Origin of the sequence: Cohnella baijiui (genome assembly GCF_020731285.1) — a bacterium.
Classification (GTDB): domain Bacteria; phylum Bacillota; class Bacilli; order Paenibacillales; family Paenibacillaceae; genus Cohnella.
Genome location: NZ_JAJFOW010000002.1, coordinates 74645 through 96793, shown reverse-complemented (window position 1 = coordinate 96793; position 22149 = coordinate 74645). Strand labels below are relative to the sequence as shown.

General features: G+C 53.9%; 25 protein-coding genes, 1 tRNA gene and 1 pseudogene. 18 read left to right on the top strand and 9 right to left on the bottom strand.

The window, feature by feature from the left end; all coding sequences use genetic code 11:
* Nucleotides 1-8: 8 nt before the first annotated feature.
* From LKX83_RS02335 to LKX83_RS02315, 5 genes are all read left to right on the top strand, one after another.
* Complete coding sequence (locus tag LKX83_RS02335) at nt 9-1880, top strand: cache domain-containing sensor histidine kinase (RefSeq protein WP_227880517.1); 1872 nt, start codon at nt 9-11, stop codon at nt 1878-1880.
* Nucleotides 1880-2686 (top strand): response regulator transcription factor, encoded by an 807-nt coding sequence (locus LKX83_RS02330; RefSeq protein WP_227880516.1) that lies wholly within the window; start codon nt 1880-1882, stop codon nt 2684-2686. The genes LKX83_RS02335 and LKX83_RS02330 overlap by 1 nt, the downstream gene beginning before the upstream one ends.
* Nucleotides 2687-2721: 35 nt before the next feature.
* A complete protein-coding gene (locus LKX83_RS02325) occupies nt 2722-3798 on the top strand; it encodes a glycoside hydrolase family 88/105 protein (protein ID WP_227880515.1) in 1077 nt (358 codons plus the stop codon).
* Nucleotides 3799-3904: 106 nt separating this feature from the next.
* The gene (locus LKX83_RS02320) at nt 3905-4639 is read left to right on the top strand and encodes a ZIP family metal transporter (protein WP_227880514.1); all 735 of its coding nucleotides are present in this window, start codon (nt 3905-3907) and stop codon (nt 4637-4639) included.
* A 253-nt stretch (nt 4640-4892) separates the two neighbouring features.
* A tRNA-Leu gene (locus LKX83_RS02315) sits at nt 4893-4979 on the top strand.
* Between the two features lie 42 nt (nt 4980-5021).
* On the opposite strand, the gene LKX83_RS34670 is transcribed toward LKX83_RS02315, so the two are convergent.
* Nucleotides 5022-5363, bottom strand: coding sequence for a hypothetical protein (locus LKX83_RS34670; RefSeq protein ID WP_255654264.1), 342 nt, complete (start codon nt 5361-5363; stop codon nt 5022-5024).
* Nucleotides 5364-5616: 253 nt separating this feature from the next.
* A complete protein-coding gene (locus tag LKX83_RS02305; RefSeq protein WP_227880512.1) occupies nt 5617-6246 on the bottom strand; it encodes a cysteine hydrolase family protein in 630 nt (209 codons plus the stop codon).
* 234 nt (nt 6247-6480) lie between these two features.
* Between LKX83_RS02305 and LKX83_RS02300 the strand changes: the two genes are divergently transcribed.
* The 9 genes and pseudogenes from LKX83_RS02300 to LKX83_RS02260 all read left to right on the top strand — a co-directional run bounded on the left by LKX83_RS02300 (nt 6481) and on the right by LKX83_RS02260 (nt 11767).
* Nucleotides 6481-7263: an alpha/beta fold hydrolase gene (locus LKX83_RS02300; RefSeq protein WP_227880505.1), complete on the top strand. Its 783-nt coding sequence runs from the start codon at nt 6481-6483 to the stop codon at nt 7261-7263.
* Nucleotides 7264-7477: 214 nt separating this feature from the next.
* Nucleotides 7478-8056 carry a TetR/AcrR family transcriptional regulator gene (locus tag LKX83_RS02295; protein ID WP_227880504.1) on the top strand — a complete coding sequence of 193 codons (579 nt, stop codon included), beginning with the start codon at nt 7478-7480 and terminating at the stop codon, nt 8054-8056.
* Nucleotides 8057-8195: 139 nt separating this feature from the next.
* Nucleotides 8196-8552 carry a hypothetical protein gene (locus LKX83_RS02290; protein WP_227880502.1) on the top strand — a complete coding sequence of 119 codons (357 nt, stop codon included), beginning with the start codon at nt 8196-8198 and terminating at the stop codon, nt 8550-8552.
* Between the two features lie 16 nt (nt 8553-8568).
* On the top strand, nt 8569-9381 hold the full coding sequence (locus LKX83_RS02285; RefSeq protein WP_227880500.1) for an SDR family NAD(P)-dependent oxidoreductase: 813 nt from the start codon (nt 8569-8571) through the stop codon (nt 9379-9381).
* 60 nt (nt 9382-9441) lie between these two features.
* Nucleotides 9442-9723 (top strand): annotated as a pseudogene (proA, locus tag LKX83_RS02280) (glutamate-5-semialdehyde dehydrogenase); the annotation flags it as partial.
* A 27-nt stretch (nt 9724-9750) separates the two neighbouring features.
* Nucleotides 9751-9978: an HAD family hydrolase gene (locus tag LKX83_RS34195; protein WP_227880499.1), complete on the top strand. Its 228-nt coding sequence runs from the start codon at nt 9751-9753 to the stop codon at nt 9976-9978.
* An 89-nt stretch (nt 9979-10067) separates the two neighbouring features.
* Nucleotides 10068-10505, top strand: coding sequence for a MarR family winged helix-turn-helix transcriptional regulator (locus LKX83_RS02270; RefSeq protein WP_227880491.1), 438 nt, complete (start codon nt 10068-10070; stop codon nt 10503-10505).
* Nucleotides 10506-10569: 64 nt separating this feature from the next.
* On the top strand, nt 10570-10965 hold the full coding sequence (locus LKX83_RS02265) for a DoxX family protein (RefSeq protein WP_227880488.1): 396 nt from the start codon (nt 10570-10572) through the stop codon (nt 10963-10965).
* A gap of 28 nt (nt 10966-10993) precedes the next feature.
* Nucleotides 10994-11767: a pirin family protein gene (locus LKX83_RS02260; RefSeq protein ID WP_227880485.1), complete on the top strand. Its 774-nt coding sequence runs from the start codon at nt 10994-10996 to the stop codon at nt 11765-11767.
* Between the two features lie 408 nt (nt 11768-12175).
* Here LKX83_RS02260 and LKX83_RS02255 read toward each other — a convergent pair whose 3' ends face one another.
* The 7 genes from LKX83_RS02255 to larE form a co-directional block, all read right to left on the bottom strand.
* Nucleotides 12176-12376, bottom strand: a complete 201-nt coding sequence (locus LKX83_RS02255; protein ID WP_227880483.1) for a TM2 domain-containing protein — start codon at nt 12374-12376, stop codon at nt 12176-12178.
* Nucleotides 12377-12424: 48 nt separating this feature from the next.
* Entirely contained in the window at nt 12425-12886 is a 462-nt protein-coding gene (locus LKX83_RS02250) for an anthrone oxygenase family protein (protein ID WP_227880480.1), read from the bottom strand.
* 131 nt (nt 12887-13017) lie between these two features.
* Nucleotides 13018-13824 carry a CPBP family intramembrane glutamic endopeptidase gene (locus tag LKX83_RS02245; RefSeq protein ID WP_227880478.1) on the bottom strand — a complete coding sequence of 269 codons (807 nt, stop codon included), beginning with the start codon at nt 13822-13824 and terminating at the stop codon, nt 13018-13020.
* A gap of 13 nt (nt 13825-13837) precedes the next feature.
* Nucleotides 13838-14416: a TetR/AcrR family transcriptional regulator gene (locus tag LKX83_RS02240; RefSeq protein ID WP_227880477.1), complete on the bottom strand. Its 579-nt coding sequence runs from the start codon at nt 14414-14416 to the stop codon at nt 13838-13840.
* A 204-nt stretch (nt 14417-14620) separates the two neighbouring features.
* Nucleotides 14621-15538, bottom strand: coding sequence for a nickel pincer cofactor biosynthesis protein LarC (gene larC, locus LKX83_RS02235; RefSeq protein ID WP_370639003.1), 918 nt, complete (start codon nt 15536-15538; stop codon nt 14621-14623).
* Between the two features lie 4 nt (nt 15539-15542).
* Nucleotides 15543-16238 carry a nickel pincer cofactor biosynthesis protein LarB gene (gene larB / locus LKX83_RS02230; protein ID WP_227880475.1) on the bottom strand — a complete coding sequence of 232 codons (696 nt, stop codon included), beginning with the start codon at nt 16236-16238 and terminating at the stop codon, nt 15543-15545.
* Nucleotides 16238-17068 carry an ATP-dependent sacrificial sulfur transferase LarE gene (gene larE, locus LKX83_RS02225; RefSeq protein WP_227880473.1) on the bottom strand — a complete coding sequence of 277 codons (831 nt, stop codon included), beginning with the start codon at nt 17066-17068 and terminating at the stop codon, nt 16238-16240. Before larE ends, larB begins: the two co-directional genes overlap by 1 nt.
* Nucleotides 17069-17304: 236 nt before the next feature.
* On the opposite strand from larE, the gene LKX83_RS02220 reads away from it, so the two are divergent.
* Genes LKX83_RS02220 through LKX83_RS02205 form a run of 4 tightly spaced genes read left to right on the top strand, consistent with a single transcriptional unit; the run spans nt 17305 to nt 22126 of the window.
* Nucleotides 17305-18087: an HAD family hydrolase gene (locus LKX83_RS02220; RefSeq protein ID WP_227880470.1), complete on the top strand. Its 783-nt coding sequence runs from the start codon at nt 17305-17307 to the stop codon at nt 18085-18087.
* Nucleotides 18088-18091: 4 nt separating this feature from the next.
* Complete coding sequence (locus LKX83_RS02215; RefSeq protein WP_227880468.1) at nt 18092-19093, top strand: DUF4432 family protein; 1002 nt, start codon at nt 18092-18094, stop codon at nt 19091-19093.
* Nucleotides 19083-21071, top strand: coding sequence for a GSU2086 family protein (locus tag LKX83_RS02210; RefSeq protein ID WP_227880466.1), 1989 nt, complete (start codon nt 19083-19085; stop codon nt 21069-21071). The genes LKX83_RS02215 and LKX83_RS02210 overlap by 11 nt, the downstream gene beginning before the upstream one ends.
* Complete coding sequence (locus LKX83_RS02205) at nt 21071-22126, top strand: bifunctional heptose 7-phosphate kinase/heptose 1-phosphate adenyltransferase (RefSeq protein ID WP_227880464.1); 1056 nt, start codon at nt 21071-21073, stop codon at nt 22124-22126. The genes LKX83_RS02210 and LKX83_RS02205 overlap by 1 nt, the downstream gene beginning before the upstream one ends.
* Nucleotides 22127-22149 lie beyond the last annotated feature (23 nt).

Genomic DNA, 22149 nt, shown 5'->3' with positions numbered 1-22149 from the left:
GGGAGAACATGGCAGCCACCCCGGAGAAACGCAAACCCCCGGCGAGCCTGATGCATCAGCTCAGCCTTCCGATCTACGCGCTCATCGTGACGTTTATCGCGCTGTTCGCGGCCTCGGCCAGCTACATCCTCATTCGGGTGCAGAACGACCATACCCGGCAGTTGGCCGAGCAATCGACGGCGTTCGTCCGACGGAACCTGGCGTACCAGTTCGATACGATGAATAACATGGCCGCATTCCTGCTGACGAACCAGTCGATCGAGAATTTGCTCGAGAGCGCCCATCCGGCGCCGTTCGAGGCGGTCGAAGACTTTTTCGCGCTGCAGGCGAATCTTCAGAACCTGTCCCTGCTGTCGCTCCTGAACGATTCGGGTTCCGGCACCGCCGTTCAGCAATCCTACGCCGTGTCCGTCGCGCTGGGACCGGGGAGCGGGCTCTACGCGCTGGCCACCGATCATTACGATCCGGTCACCGGCATCTACAAGGACGACGACCTGTGGGAGCAGCCGTGGTACAAGGCGCTCAGCGGCGGTGAGCGGCAGAACGCCTGGTGGGGGCAAAGGGCGGGTCGCGCGAGCGCCGCGATGATCTACTCGGCGACGCGCAAGACGAGCATCAAGGACGGCCGGACGATCGGAACGGTCATCATCGGCGCGGATACGGGCAGCATTCGCAGCGTCTTCGACAACGCCGCGCTGAAGCAAGGCTATCATCTGCTGATGGACGAGAGCGGCAGGGTGATCTACAGCGAGCGATACCGGTTCCTGGAGCCGGTCGGCGACCTGCCGTACGTCCGCGCGGCGGCGAACGCGGAAGGCTCGTTCGTGGCGCGGATCGACGGCGAGCGCCATCGCGTCATGCAGGAGACGATGGACAACGGCTGGAAGCTGCTGACGATCGTGCCGGAGAGCCACTTCAATCGGTATACGTGGGCCATCTCGGCCATCGGCGCCGTTACGGCCGCGGCCGCGCTGCTGATCGCCGGCTACTGGGTCCGGCGAATCGTCGTTCGGGTGACCGTGCCGATCACGCGTCTGGTCGGCGCCGTTCAGCGTCCGGAGGTGCTGGCTTTCGAGGAGCCGCTGCCGTCTTTGCATTCCGGCATCTATGAGGTGGACGCGCTGAACCAGAAGTTCGCCTCCATGCTCGTCACCATGCACGGGCTGATCGAGAAGTCGTTCGCCGAGGAGATCGAGCGTCGCCAGCTGCAGCTGGAGCTGTTGAACGCGCAGATTAACCCGCACTTCCTATATAATACGCTCGATCTGATCAATTGCCGGGCGATCCTATCGGGGGATGAGGAAACGAGCGCGATCGTGCGTTCGCTGGCCAACGTGTTCCGGTACGGCCTGAACCGGGGGCAGGCGTGGATCCCGCTGTCCGGGGAGATCAAGCAGGTCGAAGCGTACCTGCATATTCAGCGGATGATGATGGAGAATCTCCGGGTCGACATTCAGGTCCCTGCCGATCTCGCAGATATTCCGATCCCGCATTTCTGCCTGCAGCCGCTGGCGGAGAACGCCATCGTCCACGGCTTCGCCGGCCGGACGGGCGACTGCCGGATCTCGATCTCGGCCGCGATCGACGGAGCGACGCTCGTGCTGCGCGTGGCCGACAACGGGCGGGGCTGCGACGCGGAAACGATGAACCGCGCGCTCCGGCATCCGCCGTCGGGCGGACCTGGACCGGCCGGGGAGGCGGCGGATGGCGGCGGATCCGGCTACGGCTACGGCACGATGAACGTGCACCGCCGGATTCAATTGCACTGCGGGGAAGCGTACGGCCTGCGCTATGTGCTAACGGACGAGGGCACTTGCGTCGAAGCCGTACTGCCTTTCCGAGATGATCGTTCCCTAGCGGAGAAAGGAGCGGAAGCCTGATGTTCAAGCTGTTGATTGCGGAGGACGTGAAAACCGTGCGGGAAACGCTGGCGCGCTCCATCCCGTGGGAACGCCTCGGAATCGCGCTGATCGGCGCCGCCGAGAACGGGGAAGAGGCGCTTGCCTGGCTCGATCGCGAAGCGCCGGATCTGCTGCTCACCGATATCGGCATGCCGAAAATGAACGGCTTGCAGCTGATCGAGGCGTTCAAGGCCCGCAAGCCGGACATCCGGTGCATCATCCTGTCCGGCCTGAACGAATTCGAGCACGCCCGGCAGGCGATCAAGCTGCACGTGCAGGAGTACATCCTGAAGCCGATCGATCCGGGCGAGATCGTCCGCGTATTCGAGCAAGTCGTTCGGGAGCTGCGCCAAGAGCGAGCGGCCCGCGAAGGCGGCGACGCCGCGGCGCGTCGGCTTCGGGAGGAGCTGCCGCGCTTGACGGAGACGCTGTCCGCGGGCGCTGGCACCGGGGATTTCAAGAAGAAGAAGCTGGTGGAGCAGGCGCTCGGTTACCTGAAGCAATCTTACGCGCGCAAGGAGCTGGCGCTGTCCGAGGTGGCCGCCTCGGTCGGGCTCAGCGACAAATACTTGAACACCCTCGTGAAGGAGGTGACGGGGATGACGATCAACCAATTGATCGTCAGGCTGCGCCTGGAGGAAGCGGCGCGGCTGCTCAAGGACCCCGCCATTCGCATTTACGAGATTTGCGACCGGATCGGGTATACGGACCAGGACTATTTTCGCGAAACGTTCAAAAAACAATTCGGCCTGACGCCGAGCGAATACCGCAACGAATATCTCTAGCACCGTCCGAAGCGCAAAAAGGAGAGAGTCCGAAGATGATACAGAACGAGAAACGGCTTGCGGAAGCGGCCGGCCGCGTGTACCGGTACATGATGCACAGCAAGCCCGAGGAATGGGGCGGTCACAAATGGGCCGATTGGGCGATGAATATCGACCGCTGGGACTGGAATCCGGGCGTCGGCCTCATCGCGGCGGAAGCCTACGGGGAGCATGAGGGGGAGGCGCTGCGGGACGTGGAGGCGTGGATGTCCCGTCATTTGGGGAAGCCCGTGTCCCCGATGGTGATCAACACGGCGGCGCCGTTCGCCGTGCTTCCCGGCCTGGCTCGGGAAACGGGGCAGGCGCGCTACGGCGCGGAGGCCAAGGCGATCGCGGGCTGGCTGATGCGGGAGGCGCCGCGCACGCGCAGCGGCGCGTACGAGCACACCGTGACGGAGGACGCGTCGTTCCGCGAGCAGATCTGGGCGGATACGGTGTTCATGGCGGTGCTCTGCCTCGCCCGCACCGCCCGGATGACCGGCGACGGACGGATGGCCGAAGAGGCGATCCGGCAGACGCTGCTCCATCTCCAAGCGCTGCAGGACGACGAGACCGGCTTGCTCTATCACGGCTGGAACGGCGAGACGAAGGACTGGATGTCGGCGGCGAAGTGGAACCGGGCCAACGCCTGGAACGCGCTCGCCGTCCCGATGATTCTGTCGGAGGCGGAGACGCTGTCCGGGGAAAGCGCGGCGATCGATGAGATCCGGTCGAGATACCGGCGTCTGGCGAAAGGACTGGCCGCGACGCAGCTTCCCGACGGCTTGTGGCCGACCGTGCTGGACCGACCCGGCTACTACGCGGAGACGTCGGGATCGGCCGGGATCGCCTGCGGCTTGCTCAAGGCGGCGGCGACGGGGCTCCTGCCCGCTTCCTACGCCGAACATGCCGAGCGCGCGCTGCCCGCCGTCCTGGAGCGGGTCGGCGCGGACGGCGCGGTCGCCGGCGTCTCCGGCGGCACGCCGGTGCTGGACACCGTCGAAGCCTATGGCGAGGTGCCGGTCTTCCCGACGCTGTACGGTCAAGGCCTCGTCCTGCTGCTGCTGACCGAAGCGCTGCGGAAGCGGGTTTAGATCAGCGGGCTCGTTTGGCGTCGCCGGCGGGATATTCCGGTCTTTTCTCTCTTCGATCCGCATAAGATGGCACAACCAACTTGTCCGATCGAAGGGAGGCGCGTGGATGAATATGCTGCTGACGGGATGTCTCGCCGCTTCGCTCAGCACGGCGATCGGCGCCTTCCCGGCGATGCTGTTCACGCGGGTGACGCACCGCGGCCGGGATGTGCTGCTGGCGTTCACGGCCGGCATCATGGTCTCGGCGTCCACGTACGGCCTCATCCCCTCCGCCCTCAAGCTGTCCAATCTGTACGTGCTGACGGCGGGGATCCTGCTGGGCACCGCCATATTGACGCTGATGGAGCGCTTCGTGCCGCACGAGGAGCCCCGTCATGCCGCGGATCCGTCTGAGCGCAGAATCGGAAGCACCTACCTGTTCCTGGCCGCGATGACGCTGCACAATTTGCCCGAAGGGCTTTCGGTCGGCGTAAGCTACGGGAGCGACAACCAGAGCCTCGGCGCGATCGTCGCCTTGAGCATCGGATTGCAGAACGTCCCGGAAGGCTTTCTGATCTCACTATTCCTCCTCACGCATGGCATGCGCAGAAGGGAGGCGCTCGGATGGACGGTCATGACGGGCCTGGTGGAGCTCGTCTTTTGCGCGCTCGGCTACGGGTTCGCCGGCAGCTTTGCGGGAATCGTGCCTTACGGCCTCGCATTCGCGGCCGGGGCGATGCTGTTCGTCGTTTACAAGGAGCTGATCCCCGAGAGCCACGGCGACGGCAACGAGCGGGCGTCCACCTTCTCTTTCATTCTTGGATTGCTGGCGATGATCGGGGTGACGCATCTGCTGCAATAAAGGGGGGCTTTGTCCCAAAAAACGGTTTGACACTCGACCGTCCTCGTGGTAAATTATATTTCGCTGACGTTGAAAGACAGACGCGCATGCGGTCGTGGCGGAATTGGCAGACGCGCTGGATTCAGGTACTAGTGCGAAAGCTGCTCATAAATCCCCAAAACCCTTGTAGTTATGCGGTTTTATCGGTGTTACAGTTTCAAGTTCTCTCCTGTAGTTCTCTCCTTTATCCGAGGTATAGGTTGAGGCAAATTGTGCGGTCATGGCGGAATTGGCAGACGCGCTGGCTTCAGGTGCCAGTGGTAGCAATACCGTGGAGGTTCGAGTCCTCTTGACCGCACCACCCTAAGAATGAACTAGCTCTTGAATCTGTCCTTGGGACGGTTCAGGAGCTTTTTGCATGATTGGGATTTGCAACATGTTGCTCATGACCTGCGCCGACGAAATCTTGGAACTGTAGTCCAGATGAGCATAAATGCCGGTTTGATCCGCTCCCCCAGCTTGTCCACGTAAATATACCGGCAGTCTGAATACGTTCGCCCAATCGACCAACGTCAACGTCCACAATCGGCTCATTTGCTACGATATTCTCGACTTGGGCAAGCAGCTTCTTCCCATCGGCATGCTGGTCGTACTCGACAACATCTTGAATCGGATTACGCAAAATCGCGCCAGAGGCAAGAATACGTTTATCTTTATTGATGAAATCTACCTTCTGTTCCAGCACGAATATAGCGCTAACTTTCTTTTCACGCTCTGGAAGCGTGTCCGAAAGTATGGCGCTTTTTGCACAGGATTACGCAAAATGTGGACGATTTGCTGCAAAGCCATACAGCCCGCCTTTCGTTTGTCGCGCTAGCCGCGTATAACACCGTATTATACGAGCCGTTTTTGCCCTTTCAGAAATGCCTGAAATCCTTACGCCATAAGGCTTATTGCCCCATATAATGATACTTAACTGCACCTGCAATTAACGTCACTTATAAATGTGAAATAGCTTCCCGTGTTGTCCACGTAGCACTGGCGAATGCTTTGTAATTGGTAACGGCTGCTTGGAAATCCCTTTCACTTGTCGCTGCTGTGGCATCGTATACAACAGCTGTTTCAAACCCATTTTCGATTAAATCCCTCATGTGAGACTCTACACAAATGTTGGAAAGTACTCCCGCAATAATCGTCTTTTCCTTTCTATGTTGTCGTAGCTGGTATACTAAGTCATTTGTTTGTGGACTAGCAACCTTGTGTGGTGTTGATACGACTGTTCTCCTATCAAAAATGTAAGGTTTGAAAGAGTGAACAAAGTCAGCTCCAAAAGATGGTGGTATGTACACATTTACCATTTGATACATTCCAAGACCTAATAACATCTTTTGTTCATTACCTGTAAATTTCCAGTCATAATCATGAGGATATAAATAATGGGGAGATATGAAAAGCTGATATCCTTTATTCAGGGCAGTGCTCATTAATAATTCAAGGTTTTGTATCGTGTTGTTTTTTTCAATAGTATCTTTTGTCAGATGATAGCCTCTTCCCCCAGGACACATGAAATCATTTTGTGGGTCTGTAATTACAATGGCGGTATTACTGGGATGTGGTTGAAACAGCAAGATAGATACCTCCCTCGCAGCTTATTCATAAATATGTATAGGCATTAATATGTATTTGCAGTTTGTTTGGTGTAAGTAGTGATAAGAAAATAATTGTGCACTTAAAACGGGGCAGTTAGGTTTAGCAAATAGGGGATACTCCCCACCGACATGGCATGCAAACAAGTAATAGGTATTCACCTATGCATACTTAGGTGAGTATCTTATTGCTGAAGCGAGTAAGGGGGAATCGGTGTGGGATACTTTGTCAGCGTAGAATCTGGCGTAAATTTATACGTTGAGGATATAAACCCAAAGGGTAGCAAGACGATTGTGTTTTTGCACGGTTGGCCGTTAAGCCATAAACAGTTTGAGTACCAGTTTGACGTTCTTCCCGCGATGGGATACCGGTGTATCGGAATTGACTGGAGAGGCTTCGGGAAGTCGGATAAACCATTCTCTGGTTACAATTTTGACCGTTTGGCCGATGATATTCGTGTTATTATTGACGCCCTTCAACTGAACAACTTCACACTCGCAGGGCATTCCACCGGCGGATCGATCGCGATTCGTTATATGGCCCGACATCATGGGTACGGAGTATCCAAACTTATCCTCATTGACGCTGCAGCTCCTACCGGTTTTACCAGAGAAACGGCCGATCGATTGCTTTACGAAGTTCGAAACGACAGACCAAAGATGATGCGGGGAATCACTGATATGTTTTTCTTTCAATATATCACCGGCCCCTTTTCGGACTGGTTTATGCAAATAGGATTCGAGGCGGCCGGGTGGTCAACAGCAGCGATCATCGTAACGCTAAGAGATGAGAGACTGGACGTCGATTTGCCGAAAATTGGGGTGCCGACCTTAATCGTTCACGGTACTCACGACAAAGTAATCCCATTCGCACAAGCACAGGAAATGCATCGTCAAATCATAAACTCACAGCTTGTTCCGTTCCATTACAGCGGTCATGGTGCTTTCTGGGAAGAACGTGAAAAGTTTAACTATCTAATAACGGAGTTTATTGGTTGATTTGCTGTTCAGATAAGGGAGACGATAGTTGAGCGATCCAGGAGCAATTTGCCGCCGAGGCAGCTGCTCCTTCTGGCATTAAGCTAGACGGGTACTATACATTAAACACCAAGAAGACAGAAAGAAACTTCGAATATGGGAACGATCGGTAAAAATAATTCTTTACTGATCGTTCCCAATATGTTATACCTATTAGTAAAGGAGGGAGGGGAAAATGCCCAGAGTCAAGGAATTTGATGAGGATGAGGTACTGTTAAAGGCAATGCGGTTATTCTGGGAGCAAGGTTACGAGAAGACATCCATAAACGATCTGGTTGAGCGTATGGGTATCCATCGAAGAAGCCTGTACGACACATTCGGCGACAAACATCAGTTGTTTCTGAAGGTGATCGAACGTTACGAAAAGATGTTGAGCGGGCATTTTCAAGCAGGCATCGCCCGGGCCGATAATCCAAAACAAGCCATACGTTTTCTGTTTGACTACATGATTGAAGGATACGAAGAGAAGCCTTCGGGATGCCTGTTTGTCAATATGGCAGTGGAACTTGGTCCATGGGATTCCGAAGTGGATGTCAAGGCTGGTGAAAGCTTCGACAAAACGGAGCAACTTCTTACCGATCTTATCCGGATGGGACAGGAGAATGGAGATTTCAATACGGTCCGTAATGCAGGCGAACTCGCTGAGAATATTCACAACACGATGTTAGGACTTCGGGTACTTGCCCGGACTACGGCCGGCAAAGAGAAGCTTCATCGTATCGCCGATTCCGCTTTGGCTATGCTTGATTTCTAAACGGAACAGCAGTTGTTATACCTATAATAGAACGATCGTTCCCGAATGGACGTTGCAAAATTCTTAGGAGGCGTAATCGATGAGCTACTACAATTCCACCAATGGTCAGGTATCTTAAAACGAATCGCTTCATGCCGCCGTGATCGATTGGAAAAGCTTTGCTTTTGGTGATGAGTATCAGACGCTCATGCTTAAGAGTGTCGAATTACTTGATAGGAAGAAAAGCGATAAATTATTGATGGATGCCCGTCAAGGCTCCGTCATCAAAGCGGAAGATCAGATATGGACGGAGGAAGTGTTTGTTGAGCGAGCTCACAGCAGCGGACTGCGTTATCTCGCGATGGTGCAACCCAAAAGCGTGGTGGCTAATTCGAGCTTGAGGCGGACGATCAACAGACTCGGGGCATTGCCCTATCAATATGTAGAATTCAGTGAATGGAAAGAAGCTGTTCAATGGCTTAATAATTCCATGACTCAAGAGAACAAAATTATTTAAAAGGAGAATGATTACGATGAGCAAAGTTTGGTTTATTACAGGAGCTTCCGCCGGATTCGGAAGGCAGTTTGTCGAGCAGTTGCTTCGGTCCGGTGACAAAGTTGTCGCGACGGCTCGAAGACTTGACGCCATTGAAGATTTTAAACGTCTAGCACCGGACCGGGTCCATCTCGCTCAACTGGACGTCACCAATAAGGAACAAATCCGTTCTGTCGTCCAAGAATCTGTCGATACATTCGGAAAAATTGACATTGTCGTAAATAATGCCGGATATGGATTGTTTGGCATGTTGGAGGAGTATACGGACGAGCAAATCCGGAAGCAATTCGACACGAATGTGTTTGGCGTATTGGACGTGATTCGGGAGACACTCCCTGTTTTCAAACGCCAGGGCTCGGGATATTACGTTAATTTTTCGTCCTTCTTCGGAACTTGGTCCATGCCGCCGTATAGCGTGTACGCTGCAACCAAGTTCGCAGTGGAAGGCTTTTCCGAAGCATTCGCACAAGAGTTCGCTAGCTTCGGAATCAAGACGACAATTGTGGAACCTTCCGTATTCGCAACCAATTTTTTTGGACACTCATTGGATCAGACCGAGAAGAAGTCTGAATATGCGCCGCTGTATAACGCCTACGACAAAGGTATGTCGAACATAAAGATCGGTGATCCTGTCAAAGCGGTGCAATATATCATTTCCGTTATTAACAGCGATAATCCGCCGCTTCGTTTGCCGGTTGGCTCCCAAGCAGCGTATACCATTCGCGAGGCTTATACCAAACGGCTTGAAGAGGTCAATTCGTGGTCGGAGCGAGCGGCTGAAGCGGATTAATGAGGCAGAAGCAGGCTCACCGATTTGGAGCGCACTTCGTAATGCGAAACCATACACATTTCTCGCGCATCCATCGATGAAATGCTAAAGCTCAAAGACTATATCGATGTGCTGATTCCGCGCGGCGGCGCTTCCCTGATCCAGAATGTCTTAAACAATGCCACGGTACCTGTTATTGAAACAGGTACCGGCATCTGTCATATTTACATCGACAGAAGTGCTGATCCATCAATGGTTCGCTCCATTGCGCTTAATGCCAAGACACAGCGCCCATCCGCATGCAATTCAATTGAAACGCTCCTTGTGCATGAGGAGTATGCGATCAGGGAACTGCCTTCGCTTACCTTCTTCGGAAGGCATTGAAAAATATTGGGTAGCCTAAAATGGAAGCGCGAAGAAACCGTTTATGTTGGAGATAGTAATGATGATATGTTGGCAGGCCGAGATGCCGGGATAAGGACATTGGCAGCGCAGTGGATGACTATGGTTCAGGATCAAGAGTACAAAGCAGCTCCCAACCAACAATCAATCGAATATAGGGATCCAGGAATGAATTCAGCACTTGTGATCATAAATTCGTCATTGCAGAAAAGTTGAAGTTGACTATTGCAATTTCTTGATTCCGGGTATACAATACAGTTATCTTAAATCTAATATAATTAATTTTAAGGAAATGGGGTGAGAAGATGGATGATCGGGAGCTTTCATTGAGAATTTTAGTAGTCCTTTCTAAAGCCTATAAGGTAATTACGGATCGTGCTGTGAAGAGTATGAAAAAAAATGGGTTATCCGAAAATGAATTCATTGTGCTGGAACTGCTGCATCATAAGGGCAGATGTCCCCTGAACCAAATTGGTGAGAAGATCCTTGTAACGAGCGGAGGAATCACCTATACGATTGACAAACTGGAATCGAAAGGCTGTTTGAAGCGTGTCGCTAGCCCGGAAGACCGCCGAATTACTTATGCCGAAATAACAGATGAAGGAACGAAGCTTATAGAAGAAATCTTTCCAGCTCATGCCGAAGTCATTCAATCGATGATGAAAGATCTTACGATCGAAGAAAAACAGATGACAATCACACTTTTGAAGAAGTTAGGTTTTTCGGCTCAAGCATCAAGCTAAAATTTTTTATCAAATACCTTAAATCTCATATAATTAAAACTAAAATAAAATGGAGGTAATGAAAATGATGGCAGTTGGATTGTTAATTATTCGTTTGGTTGTTGGATTGGCTTTTGTCGGTCACGGCGCGCAAAAATTGTTTGGTTGGTTTGGCGGTTATGGCCCGAAAGGAACAGGCGGATGGTTGGATTCGATCGGAATCAAACCGGGTGTGCTCGCAGCTGTAGCGGCCGGGTTGGTCGAATTTATCGGCGGAGCCGCTTTTGCAGCAGGTTTGTTCACTCCGGTGGTTGCAGTCCTTTTAGCACTTACCATGGTGGTCGCCATTGTGAAAGTGCATGCTCCGAATGGTTTCTGGAACACTTCAAACGGCTATGAGTTTAACCTGATCCTCATCGCGGTCCTTGTTGCAGTGGCGTTGATCGGTGCCGGCGATTATTCACTTGATGCGTTAATGTAATATCACTATAAGATAGGGAGGGCTTTAAATGAACATTCAAATATTAGGTCCTGAATTTCAAGCTAAAGAGGAATTCGACGGCGGCAAAATAAAGGCTCAGAAACCTATTGGTTTCCCTGGGCAAGGTGCTAAAACGGTTAGGCTTGGTCCTCTTTTCTATTGGGGTTGGGGGCATGCAGAAGCGGAAGGAGGTCTTGGTTTTCATCCTCACCAAGGGTTTGAGATCATGACTTATGGAATTGCCGGCCGCAACTATCATAGAGATACAATCGGTACCGAAAGTATCCTTGGACCTGGCGATCTTCAACTTATGCAAACGGGCTCGGGTATTCAACATGCCGAACGCGTCGAGGCGGGCTCCGAGGCATTTCAAATCTGGCTTGAACCTTATTTGAATGAAGCGGTAAGGCGTGTGCCAACCTATACTTTTTTCAAACACGAGCAGTTTCCTCAAGTAAGCCAAGAAGGGGTGAACGTAAAGACGATTTTGGGAGAAGGCTCGCCCATCCTCCAATTGGTAACAGATGCGCGAATGTTTGACGTCGAACTTCAGCCGGGAGCGTCGTATGCTCATCGGTTATTGCCGAACCGGACGCTTGCCGGATTGGCGTTTAGAGGGACCGGCGGTTCCTTGTTGGTATCCGGTCAAGACTCCGTCTCTTTTAAAAATAAAGACTTTGCGATTGTTCAAAGTGAACAAGAGAGCGATATTAATATCCGCGCCGAAGGAGAAAAGCTTCGAATCTTTCTAATCGAAGTTCCTAAGGAAGTCGAATATCCATTATATAATAAAAGAAGATAATAGAAGAAATCATGGTGCTGGCCAAACGTATCACTCTTCATCCAGTCCTGGCGTTGCGATTCAAGAAGTTCTGCGTCAGCAACTGAGTGGCCCAAAATCGCTGAATCCCTACAAACGAGAGCAGTTGATATTGGTCAAAGCCGAGCAGTTCTTTGAAATATCGATACCCCGTCTCGATGTTCCATCGCACGATTATTCAATATCCTGGAAAAAGCTCGAAGCGCTCGAGCGGCACAAGAAGGAACGCCGGCGACCGTCGAGCGCTTTGAACTCATCAATCGTACCGATCGAGCACCCTGCCCTTCCTCGTATGCGGCTGTTTCGGGTGCTCTTCAGTCAACGATCCATCTGCACACGAAGGATAGATGCCTTCGATCGTGAATGGCTCTTGCGGATCACTCTGACTTATCAATGAAATTGATTGTTGAATTCCTCGTCGGATTTCGTTAGATATAAAATACCTTCTATAATACCTAGGATGCCCGGAATAGATGTCCAGCAGAATAACAGGTATATGATGCCCCACCCGATTTGTCCTAAATAAAACTTATGAACCCCAAAACTTCCAAGTACGATTCCAAATACCCCAGCTGATACCCTATTTTTCATCTTCACACTTCTCCTAAAAGGGTTCGATTCCCATCATTTAAGTATCAATTAACGCTGGAATCCATGATTTATGAAATGAGTTGAACGTAAATAAATCGCTAACAAGAGTACAGATAGGAGACTTGAGACTGCGCGCATTTGATTCCAAAATGTCCACCTTGCTAAAATATGTCCTGCCACAAGATCATTTCTTGAAATCGTTAAATCTAATTCGGCCATTTCCTTATTCAAAGGAATATTCAAACCCAGCGATACGAGCAATACTCCGCATAAATAAATTCCAGCTGCGCAAATAACGAGCCAAACATAAGGGAGTTTGGGGTTTTTCAATGCGATCACCAGCCCTGCTATGTGAAGCATCCCCGTGCCCCCAAAGAGAATAAAAAAAAGCGGACTACTGCCAATCGCGTGGTTGATCGCATTCATCGAGTGAACAGCTGGCAAAGCGCCCATTTTGTTTAGCCCTGGCATGATAGCGATGGCAAAGGCCACAATAAAGCCGCTCATCATCCCCGTACCTACTAAACAAGCATACAGCAACGCCTGTGTAACTCTCAGATGGTACTCCCCCTTTTTCTGAAATGCGTCGACTCGCCAATGTGGCTCGCGTTTGATTTACATCGGAATATGGATTCATTAGGTTACCTATTATGCATGAATCTATATTGAGCTAATGTTTTAGAACCCCATAGAAATGTAACGATTAAAGCTGCAAACGCTGTGACGATAAACATAGAGAAGGGGGCGATCGTTGAATCGTAATTGGGAAGCAAAAACGAACAAACATTATTCATAGCATGAAATATGGCTGCTGCAAGTACATTTTTTCCGGTGTTTTTGTATACCCACACGATGAGGACTCTCAGCAAAACGGAACCCGCACATTGCCACCATATCCATTCCGGCGGGTGGAGTTGAAGATGGGGGACGATATGCCATATTTGCCACACAACCCCCAACATGATACTGGCACCTAGTGCCTTCCACCGATTCTCTAACATGTCATAGGCGTATCCTTGCCAACCGATCTCCTCGCATATTCCTGCGATTAAAAACACGAAGAACAAGGCCAGTATCTTTAAGATGGAAAAATGCAATTCTGGGATAGAGCCCTCCATTAATTTCATGAGTCCATATGCCAAAAACATCACAATAGGCTCCATGAAAAAGATGGGCGCAAACCAGATCTTTCTCTTGATCTTCCTGTTAAAAGTTTTTCTTAAAAGTTGTTTGATGCCGTCTGGCCCATTATTTCTATAGACAAGGATCAAAGCCGCAATCATCGGGCAAACAAACATAAGCGCACTTATGGGGAGGTTTATGGGGATTTCTTGCTGCAGAAGCTGTTCAACTGCCATCCCACTCAACCAGAAAGGAATTGCGAGAATGAACACCAGCAAGAAAAAGATCCAAGGCGTGCGATTTGACGATTTATTATGGATGACCATCCTATTTATCACTCTATTCGATCGAATGAAATAGGCTCATGGTAATCATCGTAAAGACTTGACGTTCCAAGTCATCGCGGGAATATTGATTTGGGTGGCTAAGAAAGTACTTCGAAGTACTCTCCAGCGTACCGAGCATGCCGACCGCAGCGATATGCGAGTCCAGATCGCGGAGATAATTTTCATCACATTTTCCTTCTTCCAAAATATTAGCCAGGAAGTTGAGATGCTCCTCTCTGAGCAGTTTTAACTCATCCAGGACGTCTTCTTCAAACCCGTTGGAAATATCATTGAATACCATATGCGACAAATGGCGGGATTCCAGAAACAAATCAAGGTGGTGGCGAATGGTTTGCTGAATTTTATCCATGAGCGGGATTGAAGATTGCAGGTCAGCCTCAATCCGCCGAATAAAGTCTTCAAAAGTACGCTTGACAACCGTTTTAAACAGCTGGGATTTACCCGGAAAGTTGTAATATAAAGTGCCTTTGGCTACCTGCGCACGTAGGGCAATTTCGTCCATGCTTGCACGGTGATATTCATTTTCAGAAAACACCTCAATGGCAGCTTTCATAATTCTGTCTTTACTCAAATAGGATCTACCTTTCACTGCATATTTTTCGAATCATAAAATAAACTGACTTGCAAGTCTAAAATAGGTTAGCATTCTGAAAAAAATTAGTCAAGTCATGTAACTTCTATCTTGTCATTTCTATCTTCGCTAAACGAAGGACTGAAAAAAAGGGGCTCGAGATGGAGTGATCCATTCCCGAGCCCCTTGGTCGTTGATGCCCGTTTATTCGGAGGAAGGATGATAATGGCCGTGTTCATCATGATCATGGTGATGGACGTGATGTTCATGAAGATGGTGCTCATGGCCACGTTGATGGTCGTGATGCTCATGTTCATGATAATCGTGGTCGTCGCCATGATGAGTATGATGCGAATTCGCCAGATGCGAAGGATGCAGGTCCGCCTGTGCAATCACCCTGTTCCCGATGACTGCGCGAAGCACGTTCGGACGCTCGTCCAAGTCTCGAGTTCCCGCGCCGTAGCCGACGGACAGGACGGTCATGGCGGGCAGCGTGACGCGGAAATCGTCGGCGAGCGCGCAAACAATTCCGGCTCCTGTCGGCGTGGTCAACTCTTTTGGTATCGGCAGCGGTGCCAGCGGCTTGCCCTTCATCAGTTCCAGCGTCGCGGGCGCGGGTACCGGATAAACGCCGTGCGCGCAGACGACGGTGCCATAGCCGAGCGGAACGGGAGAGCAGCAGATCGCATCGATTTCCAGCGATTCGAGTGCGAGCGCGACGCCGACCGTATCCACGATCGAATCGACCGCGCCCACTTCATGGAAATGGACTTTTTCTAAGGGAATGCCATGAATCTTGCCTTCCGCCTTGCCGATCGCTTCGAAAATGGCCAAACTTCTGGCCGTTGCCCGCTCGGGAAGTCCGGCGGCGCGAATCATCTTGACGATGTCGCTGTAATGCGCATGATGCGCGGGTTGAACGTTTGGATCCGGAACGACGTCCGCCTTGAGGGCGGAAATGCCCCGTTTGTCCACGCGGTTCCACCGCAGGGAGTAGGCGGGCAGGGCAATCTTGGCCAGTTCCGTCTCGATGTAGCGGGGGTCTGCGCCTGCGTCGACGAGCGCCCCGAGCGCCATATCGCCGCTGATGCCGGCTATGCAGTCCAAGTAGAGGATTTTCACGATGCTAGTTCTCCCTTCGGATTTGCTTGTGAATCGAGGCGGCCGCATAGGCCGCGCCGAAGCCGTTATCGATATTGACGACGGTTACCCCGGGGGCGCAGCCGTTGAGCATCGCGCCCAGCGCGATCAAGCCGTTCAGGCCGGTACCGTAGCCGATGCTAGTAGGCACGGCGATGAGCGGCTTCGCCACCAAGCCTCCGAGCACGCTCGGCAGCGCCCCTTCCATGCCGGCGATGGCGATGACGACGTCCGCGCCGCGGATTCGTTCGAGCCGAGCGAACAGACGGTGAATGCCGGCCACGCCGACGTCGGTAATCCGCTCGACCCGGCTGCCCATCATCTCCAGCGTAACCGCCGCTTCTTGGGCGACGCGCAGATCGGAGGTGCCCGCGCAGACGACCGCGACGTACCCGCCGCGTTCCGGCTGCGGAATCGCGCTAAAGCCGGTCAGCATCTGGGCGTCCTCGTGGTACTGGAGCCCGGAGACGCAGTCGGTTACCCGCACCGCTTTCGCGGCGTCTACGCGAGTCACGAGCAGCCTGGAGGCGTGCGCGCTCATGCGCTCGGCAATCCCGATCAACTGCGCGGAGGTTTTGTTCTCGCCGAAGACGACTTCCGGAAAGCCGAGACGCTTCTCTCGGTCAATGTCCAGAAGGGCATAATCGTTTACGGGGTCCGCACCGTTCCGTTGGTCGTCCATCACGCACCTCCTTTCGGAAGCATCTCGTTCATGCTTCCGGTTCGGTACCCTTGCAGGTCGAGCGTGACGTACTTGAACCCGAAGCCTTGCAAGGCCGAGGCGATGGAATGATGATGCTCGATCGCTTTGGCCATGTCCTGGGGCATCAATTCCAAACGGGCTATTTCGCCGTGATGTCGGACCCGGACCTGGTAAAACCCGAGATCGAGCAAATATTGCTCTGCCTTGTCCAGCCGATCGATCTTCTCGCGGTCGATCGGCGTGCCATACGGGATACGGGACGAGAGGCAGGCGAAGGATGGCTTGTTCCAGGTCGGCAAATTCAGCTCTTTGGACAACGTGCGAATGTCGTCTTTGGTCATCCCTGCTTCCAGGAGCAGGCTGCGGACGCCTTCTTCGGTCTTGGCCATGAGGCCCGGACGATAGTCGCCGAGGTCGTCCAAGTTGGTGCCGTCCAGCATGTACGGCAGGCCATGCTCCGCCGCCAGCCGTTTCAGATGCGCGTACAGGCCTTTCTTGCAGTGGTAGCAGCGGTCGGGCGCATTGGCGACGAACGCGCGATTGTCCAGCTCGGAAATTTCCGTCAGCAGATGAGGGACTTTCATATCGGACGCCAGCTTCACCGCGGCGTCGAATTCGCGGCTCGGGAACGTTTCGGAAGCCGCCGTAACGGCGGTAACGCGGTCGCCCAGCTCCTGCTGCGCCCGCTTGAGCAGAAACGTACTGTCTACGCCGCCGGAGAAGGCGACCAGCGCGCTGCCGAGCGAACGAAGCAACGATCCGAGCAAGGCGTCTTTGACTTCCAAGGATAAGGCTGCGACGTCTTTCATCGTGAGGATCCTCCCGTTCATGAAAAGAATTATGCCAATCATTAAGAAAATGCCTTGCGAACTGGACGCAACAGGTCTCCGCGTTCGATATTGATTATAAAAGACAGAGGGAATCAAGTAAATAATTTATTTAATAAGAAAATACTTTTCATTTGGCCGGCGACTTGATAAACTAGGTGCCAGAAGTTCCTGTATTCAACTTAAAACTTAATCATTAAGTGAAAGGCGGTGCTCGCATGGCATCCGTGAGAGCAGTATTGTTCGATTTCGACGGAACGATCTCCACCCTCCGCGCGGGTTGGGAAGAAATCATGAGACCTTTCATGAAAGAATCCATTGCAGGCGGCAAAGGATTGACCGAAGCGCAGGAAAAGGAGCTGGAGCGCGAAATCGACGATTATATCGATCAGTCGACCGGCATCCAGACGATTTATCAGATGCAATGGCTGGCGGATCAGGTGAAAGAGAAGGGCTGGAACGAGCGCGTTCTGGACCCGTGGGCATACAAGGCCATCTATAACGAAAGACTGCTGGCGCGGGTGAATGAACGCGTCAAGCAATTGGGCGAAGGCAATTTGCAGACGGAAGACTATCTGATCAAAGGAGCGGCCGCTTTCATCCGGGAACTGCATGGCCGAGGAATCGAGATGTATGTGGCGAGCGGAACGGATCACCCCGATGTCGTGCGGGAAGCCGAGGTGCTTGGCATCGCTTCGTACTTGACCGGGATTGCCGGCGCTCCGGTCGGCAAGGCGGAATGCTCCAAGGAGAAGGTGCTGCAGGATTTGATCCGGGACAAAGGGTTCAGCGGACCGGAACTGGCGGTGATCGGGGACGGCAAGGTTGAGATCCGGCTTGGCAAAGAGGCAGGCGGCATTGCGCTCGGGCTGGCGAGCGACGAGGAACGAAGAGAAGGGCTGAATCCGGTGAAGCAACGGAGGCTCGAGGCAGCCGGAGCGGACTGGATCGCGGGAGATTTCAGCCGTCCCGAAGACTGGCTGTCTCGATTGGGGCTATAACCGAATGCCATCCTACTATAAACGTTATCGCAATCATGGCTGCCGGCTTACGGAAGATTTGCAATATAAGGGATACCGCACCCTGATGCTGGAGAACGACCTTATACAGGTTATTTTACTCCTGGATCGGGGAGGGGAACCGGTCCGCTGGCTGCACAAGCCGACGGATACCGACTTGATTTGGCATACGCGCACGGGGCTGCTTCCGGCACACGGTCTGTATCCCGACTATCAGATGACTTATTTGGGCGGTTGGCAAGAGATGATGCCGGAGGTGAGCCGGACGCACGAGTACCGGGGCGCGACGGTGCACCGGGGGGAAACGTCCATCACGCCTTGGGATTACGAGCTGATACGCGAGGATGAGGAAGAGCTTCGCGTGCAGTTGACCAACCGCCTTCGTTCGTTGCCGCTGAAAGTGGAAAAAACGTTCATTTTGAGGCGTGGGGACACGGCGGTGCGCATGGAAGAGAGAGTGTACAACGAGTCGCCGGTGAAGATCGAATTCAATTGGGGACATCATCTGGCTTATGGGGCGCCTTTCCTGAAAGGACATTCGCGCATCGGGTTCCATCCCGGTTCCGTTGTGGTGAATATGGAAACAGGGGAAAGAAGCGTTTGGCCGGCGATGCCGGGGGCGAATTCACAGGTCGATCTCTCCGTCATGGCGTCGCCCGGGACGCCAAGGCCGCTCCTAGCCGTCGAATCCCGGGCGGGGGAATACCGACTTGACGCCGGCGATCATGCCGGACTTTCGTTAACCGTTCGTTGGGACGCGGACATATGGCCGTACGTTTGGTACTGGCAGAACTTCGCCGCCGACCCGGACGCTCCTTTCTTCGGAAACGAGTACAACATCGGACTGGAGCCGTTTAATGTACCGCCCAAGTGGACGTTAGCCGAAGCGGCGGAGCGGGGGGCTGCCCTGAAGCTCGATCCGAACGGCAGCTTGTCCGCCTGGCTTGAGATTGAATTGAGCAAGGAGGGAGAAAAGGATGAGACATGAGCGACTGTCGTTCGATGCGGTCAAGACGAATTCCGTGTTCGACCGGCGCAATCTCGTCACGATCCGCAATATGGCTCAGCCTTATTCGGACGTGCCCGAAGCGTGGCCGCAAGCGCGGAAAGAGCAGGAAGCTTTCGCGCGGTTGATCGACGCCGTCGTCGCCGCCAGAACGTCGGGAAAGCCGGTCATTTGGTCCATGGGCGCCCACGTCATCAAGAACGGCATGTCCCGCTACGTCATCGAAATGGTGCGGAACGGCATCGTCACCCATGTATCGGGAAACGGGGCGACCAGCATTCACGACTTCGAGCTGGCGTTCCTCGGAGAGACGTCCGAAGACGTCGCCGCCGCGATCGAGGACGGCTCTTTCGGGATGTGGGAAGAGACCGGTCGTTACATGAACGAAGCTATAAAGCTCGGCTCTTCGGAAAACCTCGGATACGGAGAGAGCCTTTACCGCTATTTGAACCGTCACCCCGAACGTTTTCCCCATTACGACGATTGCGTCTTCGTCCAATGCCAACGTTCGGGCGTGCCTTATACGTGCCACATCTCGATCGGCACGGATATCATCCATCAGCATCCGATCGTCGACTTCGAGGCGCTGGGTCGAACGAGCGGCAAAGATTTCGAGACGATGTGCCAATCCGTGGCGGAGATGGCGGACGGCGGCGTTTTTCTCAACTTCGGTTCCGCGATATCGGGGCCGGAAATCTTCCTGAAGGCGGTCAGCATTTGCCGGAATGAAGATCTTCCGATGTCGTCGGTCGTCGCGGCGAATTTCGATATCGTGCCCGTGTACGCGGATGATGTGCCGCCGGCAATCGCCTCCGAGTTCTACTATCGCCCGCGCCGCAATTTCATCGACCGTCTCGGGCAAATCGGCGGGCAGGGGTATTTGTTCCACGGCCTTCATCAAGCGACGATTCCGAATCTGTTCCACGGTGTGCTCCGGCGCAAACGGGAACTCGGCGTTTCGTTCCCCCCCTATGAGCGCGTGGAACGTCTGTCGCGCGAACGCCGGAAGCTGTATCCGGTCGCGGAGCGGCCGGCATCCCTCCGCATCGAAATGTTGGAGAAGCCGTCGCCGTGCAAGGAATCCGACTGGTCCGGCCAATGGGACGAGACCTTCCGCATCTTAACCAAGCGCATAAGGGAAGCCCGCAATCAAGGAGGCGAGGTGATCGTCTCGCTCGGAGGCAACGTGATTGGCAACGGCGTATCGCCCGACCTGATCGAGCTGATCGAGCAGGGGGTGATCACTCATCTGGCGCTGAACGGCGCCGGAGCCTTTCAGGACGTGGAGCTCGCCGCATTCGGCCAGACGGAGGAGCTGGATGCCGGAGCGCTGAGCAGCGGCAAGCTCGGCATGTGGAGAGAACCGGGAGCGCTCGTTCACCGCGCGCTCCGGGAAGGGTACGGCAAAGGGCTCGGTTACGGAGAGAGCTTGATTGATCACATGAACCGTCATCCCGAGCAGTATCCGTATGCCCGATTCAGCTTGCTTCATGCTTGCAGCCGTGCGGGCATCCCCTGCACCGTCCACGTCACGCTAGGCACGGACAGCATTCAACAACATCCGGACGTCGATTTCTCCGTGCAAGGAGGCGCGAGCGGCCGAGATTTCCGGATTTTCGCCGGCACGGTGACCCGTTTGGACGGGGGCGTCTATATGAACTTCGGCTCGACGGTTACGGGACCGGAGGTGCTGCTCAAAGCGCTGTCGATCGCGCGCAATCTGGGCTACAACGTCAGCCGGATCACGACGGCGAACTTCGATATCGTCAAGCTTGGGGATTATCATCGCAAGGTCGGTTACGATGACTGGGACTATTACTACCGTCCGCGCAAGAACATCATTCACCGCCCGACAAGCCTGGGCGGGGACGGATTTCATTTTGAAGGCTTGCATCAAGAGACCATTCCGGCCATACGGCAAGCTTTGGCGAATCGTGGAGACAGAGGGAGAGCGGAGTAATGGAACTCATGGAGAAAAGCCGGATGCAGCCGATGGTTCGGCGCGCCGACGGCATCACCGAAGCGCGTATGGGTCAACTGCTGGATGGTTTCGGCTCGCTGCGCGCGGGGGTGGTCGGAGACGTGTGCTTGGACGCCTACTGGATAGCGGACCTTACGCGCAGCACGCTGTCGCGCGAAACGCCGCATTATACGCTGCCTATTGTAGACGAGCGGTATTCGCCCGGCGCGGCAGGCAACGTTGCCGCCAATCTGGCAGCCTTGGGCTGCGGCAAAGTGATGGTTTGCTCGGTCGTAGGCGACGATTGGAGAGGCGGACTGTTAAAGGGCTTGCTGACGGCCCGCGGCATCGAAACGTCTTATTTGATCACCGACCGCGATTGGATGACGCCCGCTTATTGCAAACCGATCCGCACCGGCTTGCAGAGCGTTCAGCAGGAGGATGCGAGGCTCGATTTCCAAAACTTCGGGCCGCTGCCCAAAGCGCTTGCCGAGAAGCTTGGCGAAATGCTGGATGCCATGGCTTCGCAGTGCGATATCATCGCGGTGACCGACCAACTACCGTTCGGCGTCATCGGGGACGGGATTCGCGGCAAGCTGGCGGAATGGGCGGCGAAAGGGAAAATCGTCATGGTAGACAGCCGCGAACGCATCGGATTGTACCGGGGCGTGATCGTGAAGCCGAACGAGGTGGAGGCCAGCGGTTGGTTTCGCGAAGAGGCGACGGCAAGGACGCCGGAGGAATGGGCGGATTTGGCCCGCCGCTTGTCGGGAGAAGTACAGGGCGTCTGCTGCATGACGCTTGGCTCCGAGGGCGCGATTTGGGCGGAAGGGGACAACTGCGTATTCGTGCCGACCCGGCCGGTGCCGCCTCCCATCGATATTGTCGGGGCTGGAGACGCATTCGCCGCGGCTTCGTTATGCGCGCTTGGCGCCGGGGGGACGGGGCCGGAGGCGGCTGCGCTCGCCCATTGCGCTTCTTCGGTCGTAATCCGGAAGATCGGCACGACCGGAACCGCTTCACCGGACGAAATTCGCTCGGTCCATGCCGAGTAGACCACACGCCAATGTCATTCGAA

Excerpts from the sequence above, each read along its gene's own strand:
- LKX83_RS02335 (WP_227880517.1), top strand. The coding sequence starts at position 9 with ATGGCAGCCACCCCGGAGAAACGCAAACCCCCGGCGAGCCTGATGCAT.
- LKX83_RS02330 (WP_227880516.1), top strand. The coding sequence starts at position 1,880 with ATGTTCAAGCTGTTGATTGCGGAGGACGTGAAAACCGTGCGGGAAACG.
- LKX83_RS02325 (WP_227880515.1), top strand. The coding sequence starts at position 2,722 with ATGATACAGAACGAGAAACGGCTTGCGGAAGCGGCCGGCCGCGTGTAC.
- LKX83_RS02320 (WP_227880514.1), top strand. The coding sequence starts at position 3,905 with ATGAATATGCTGCTGACGGGATGTCTCGCCGCTTCGCTCAGCACGGCG.
- LKX83_RS02295 (WP_227880504.1), top strand. The coding sequence starts at position 7,478 with ATGCCCAGAGTCAAGGAATTTGATGAGGATGAGGTACTGTTAAAGGCA.
- LKX83_RS02285 (WP_227880500.1), top strand. The coding sequence starts at position 8,569 with ATGAGCAAAGTTTGGTTTATTACAGGAGCTTCCGCCGGATTCGGAAGG.
- LKX83_RS02270 (WP_227880491.1), top strand. The coding sequence starts at position 10,068 with ATGGATGATCGGGAGCTTTCATTGAGAATTTTAGTAGTCCTTTCTAAA.
- LKX83_RS02265 (WP_227880488.1), top strand. The coding sequence starts at position 10,570 with ATGATGGCAGTTGGATTGTTAATTATTCGTTTGGTTGTTGGATTGGCT.
- LKX83_RS02260 (WP_227880485.1), top strand. The coding sequence starts at position 10,994 with ATGAACATTCAAATATTAGGTCCTGAATTTCAAGCTAAAGAGGAATTC.
- LKX83_RS02255 (WP_227880483.1), bottom strand. The coding sequence starts at position 12,376 with ATGAAAAATAGGGTATCAGCTGGGGTATTTGGAATCGTACTTGGAAGT.
- LKX83_RS02250 (WP_227880480.1), bottom strand. The coding sequence starts at position 12,886 with ATGATGAGCGGCTTTATTGTGGCCTTTGCCATCGCTATCATGCCAGGG.
- LKX83_RS02245 (WP_227880478.1), bottom strand. The coding sequence starts at position 13,824 with ATGGTCATCCATAATAAATCGTCAAATCGCACGCCTTGGATCTTTTTC.
- larB (WP_227880475.1), bottom strand. The coding sequence starts at position 16,238 with ATGGACGACCAACGGAACGGTGCGGACCCCGTAAACGATTATGCCCTT.
- larE (WP_227880473.1), bottom strand. The coding sequence starts at position 17,068 with ATGAAAGACGTCGCAGCCTTATCCTTGGAAGTCAAAGACGCCTTGCTC.
- LKX83_RS02220 (WP_227880470.1), top strand. The coding sequence starts at position 17,305 with ATGGCATCCGTGAGAGCAGTATTGTTCGATTTCGACGGAACGATCTCC.
- LKX83_RS02215 (WP_227880468.1), top strand. The coding sequence starts at position 18,092 with ATGCCATCCTACTATAAACGTTATCGCAATCATGGCTGCCGGCTTACG.
- LKX83_RS02210 (WP_227880466.1), top strand. The coding sequence starts at position 19,083 with ATGAGACATGAGCGACTGTCGTTCGATGCGGTCAAGACGAATTCCGTG.
- LKX83_RS02205 (WP_227880464.1), top strand. The coding sequence starts at position 21,071 with ATGGAACTCATGGAGAAAAGCCGGATGCAGCCGATGGTTCGGCGCGCC.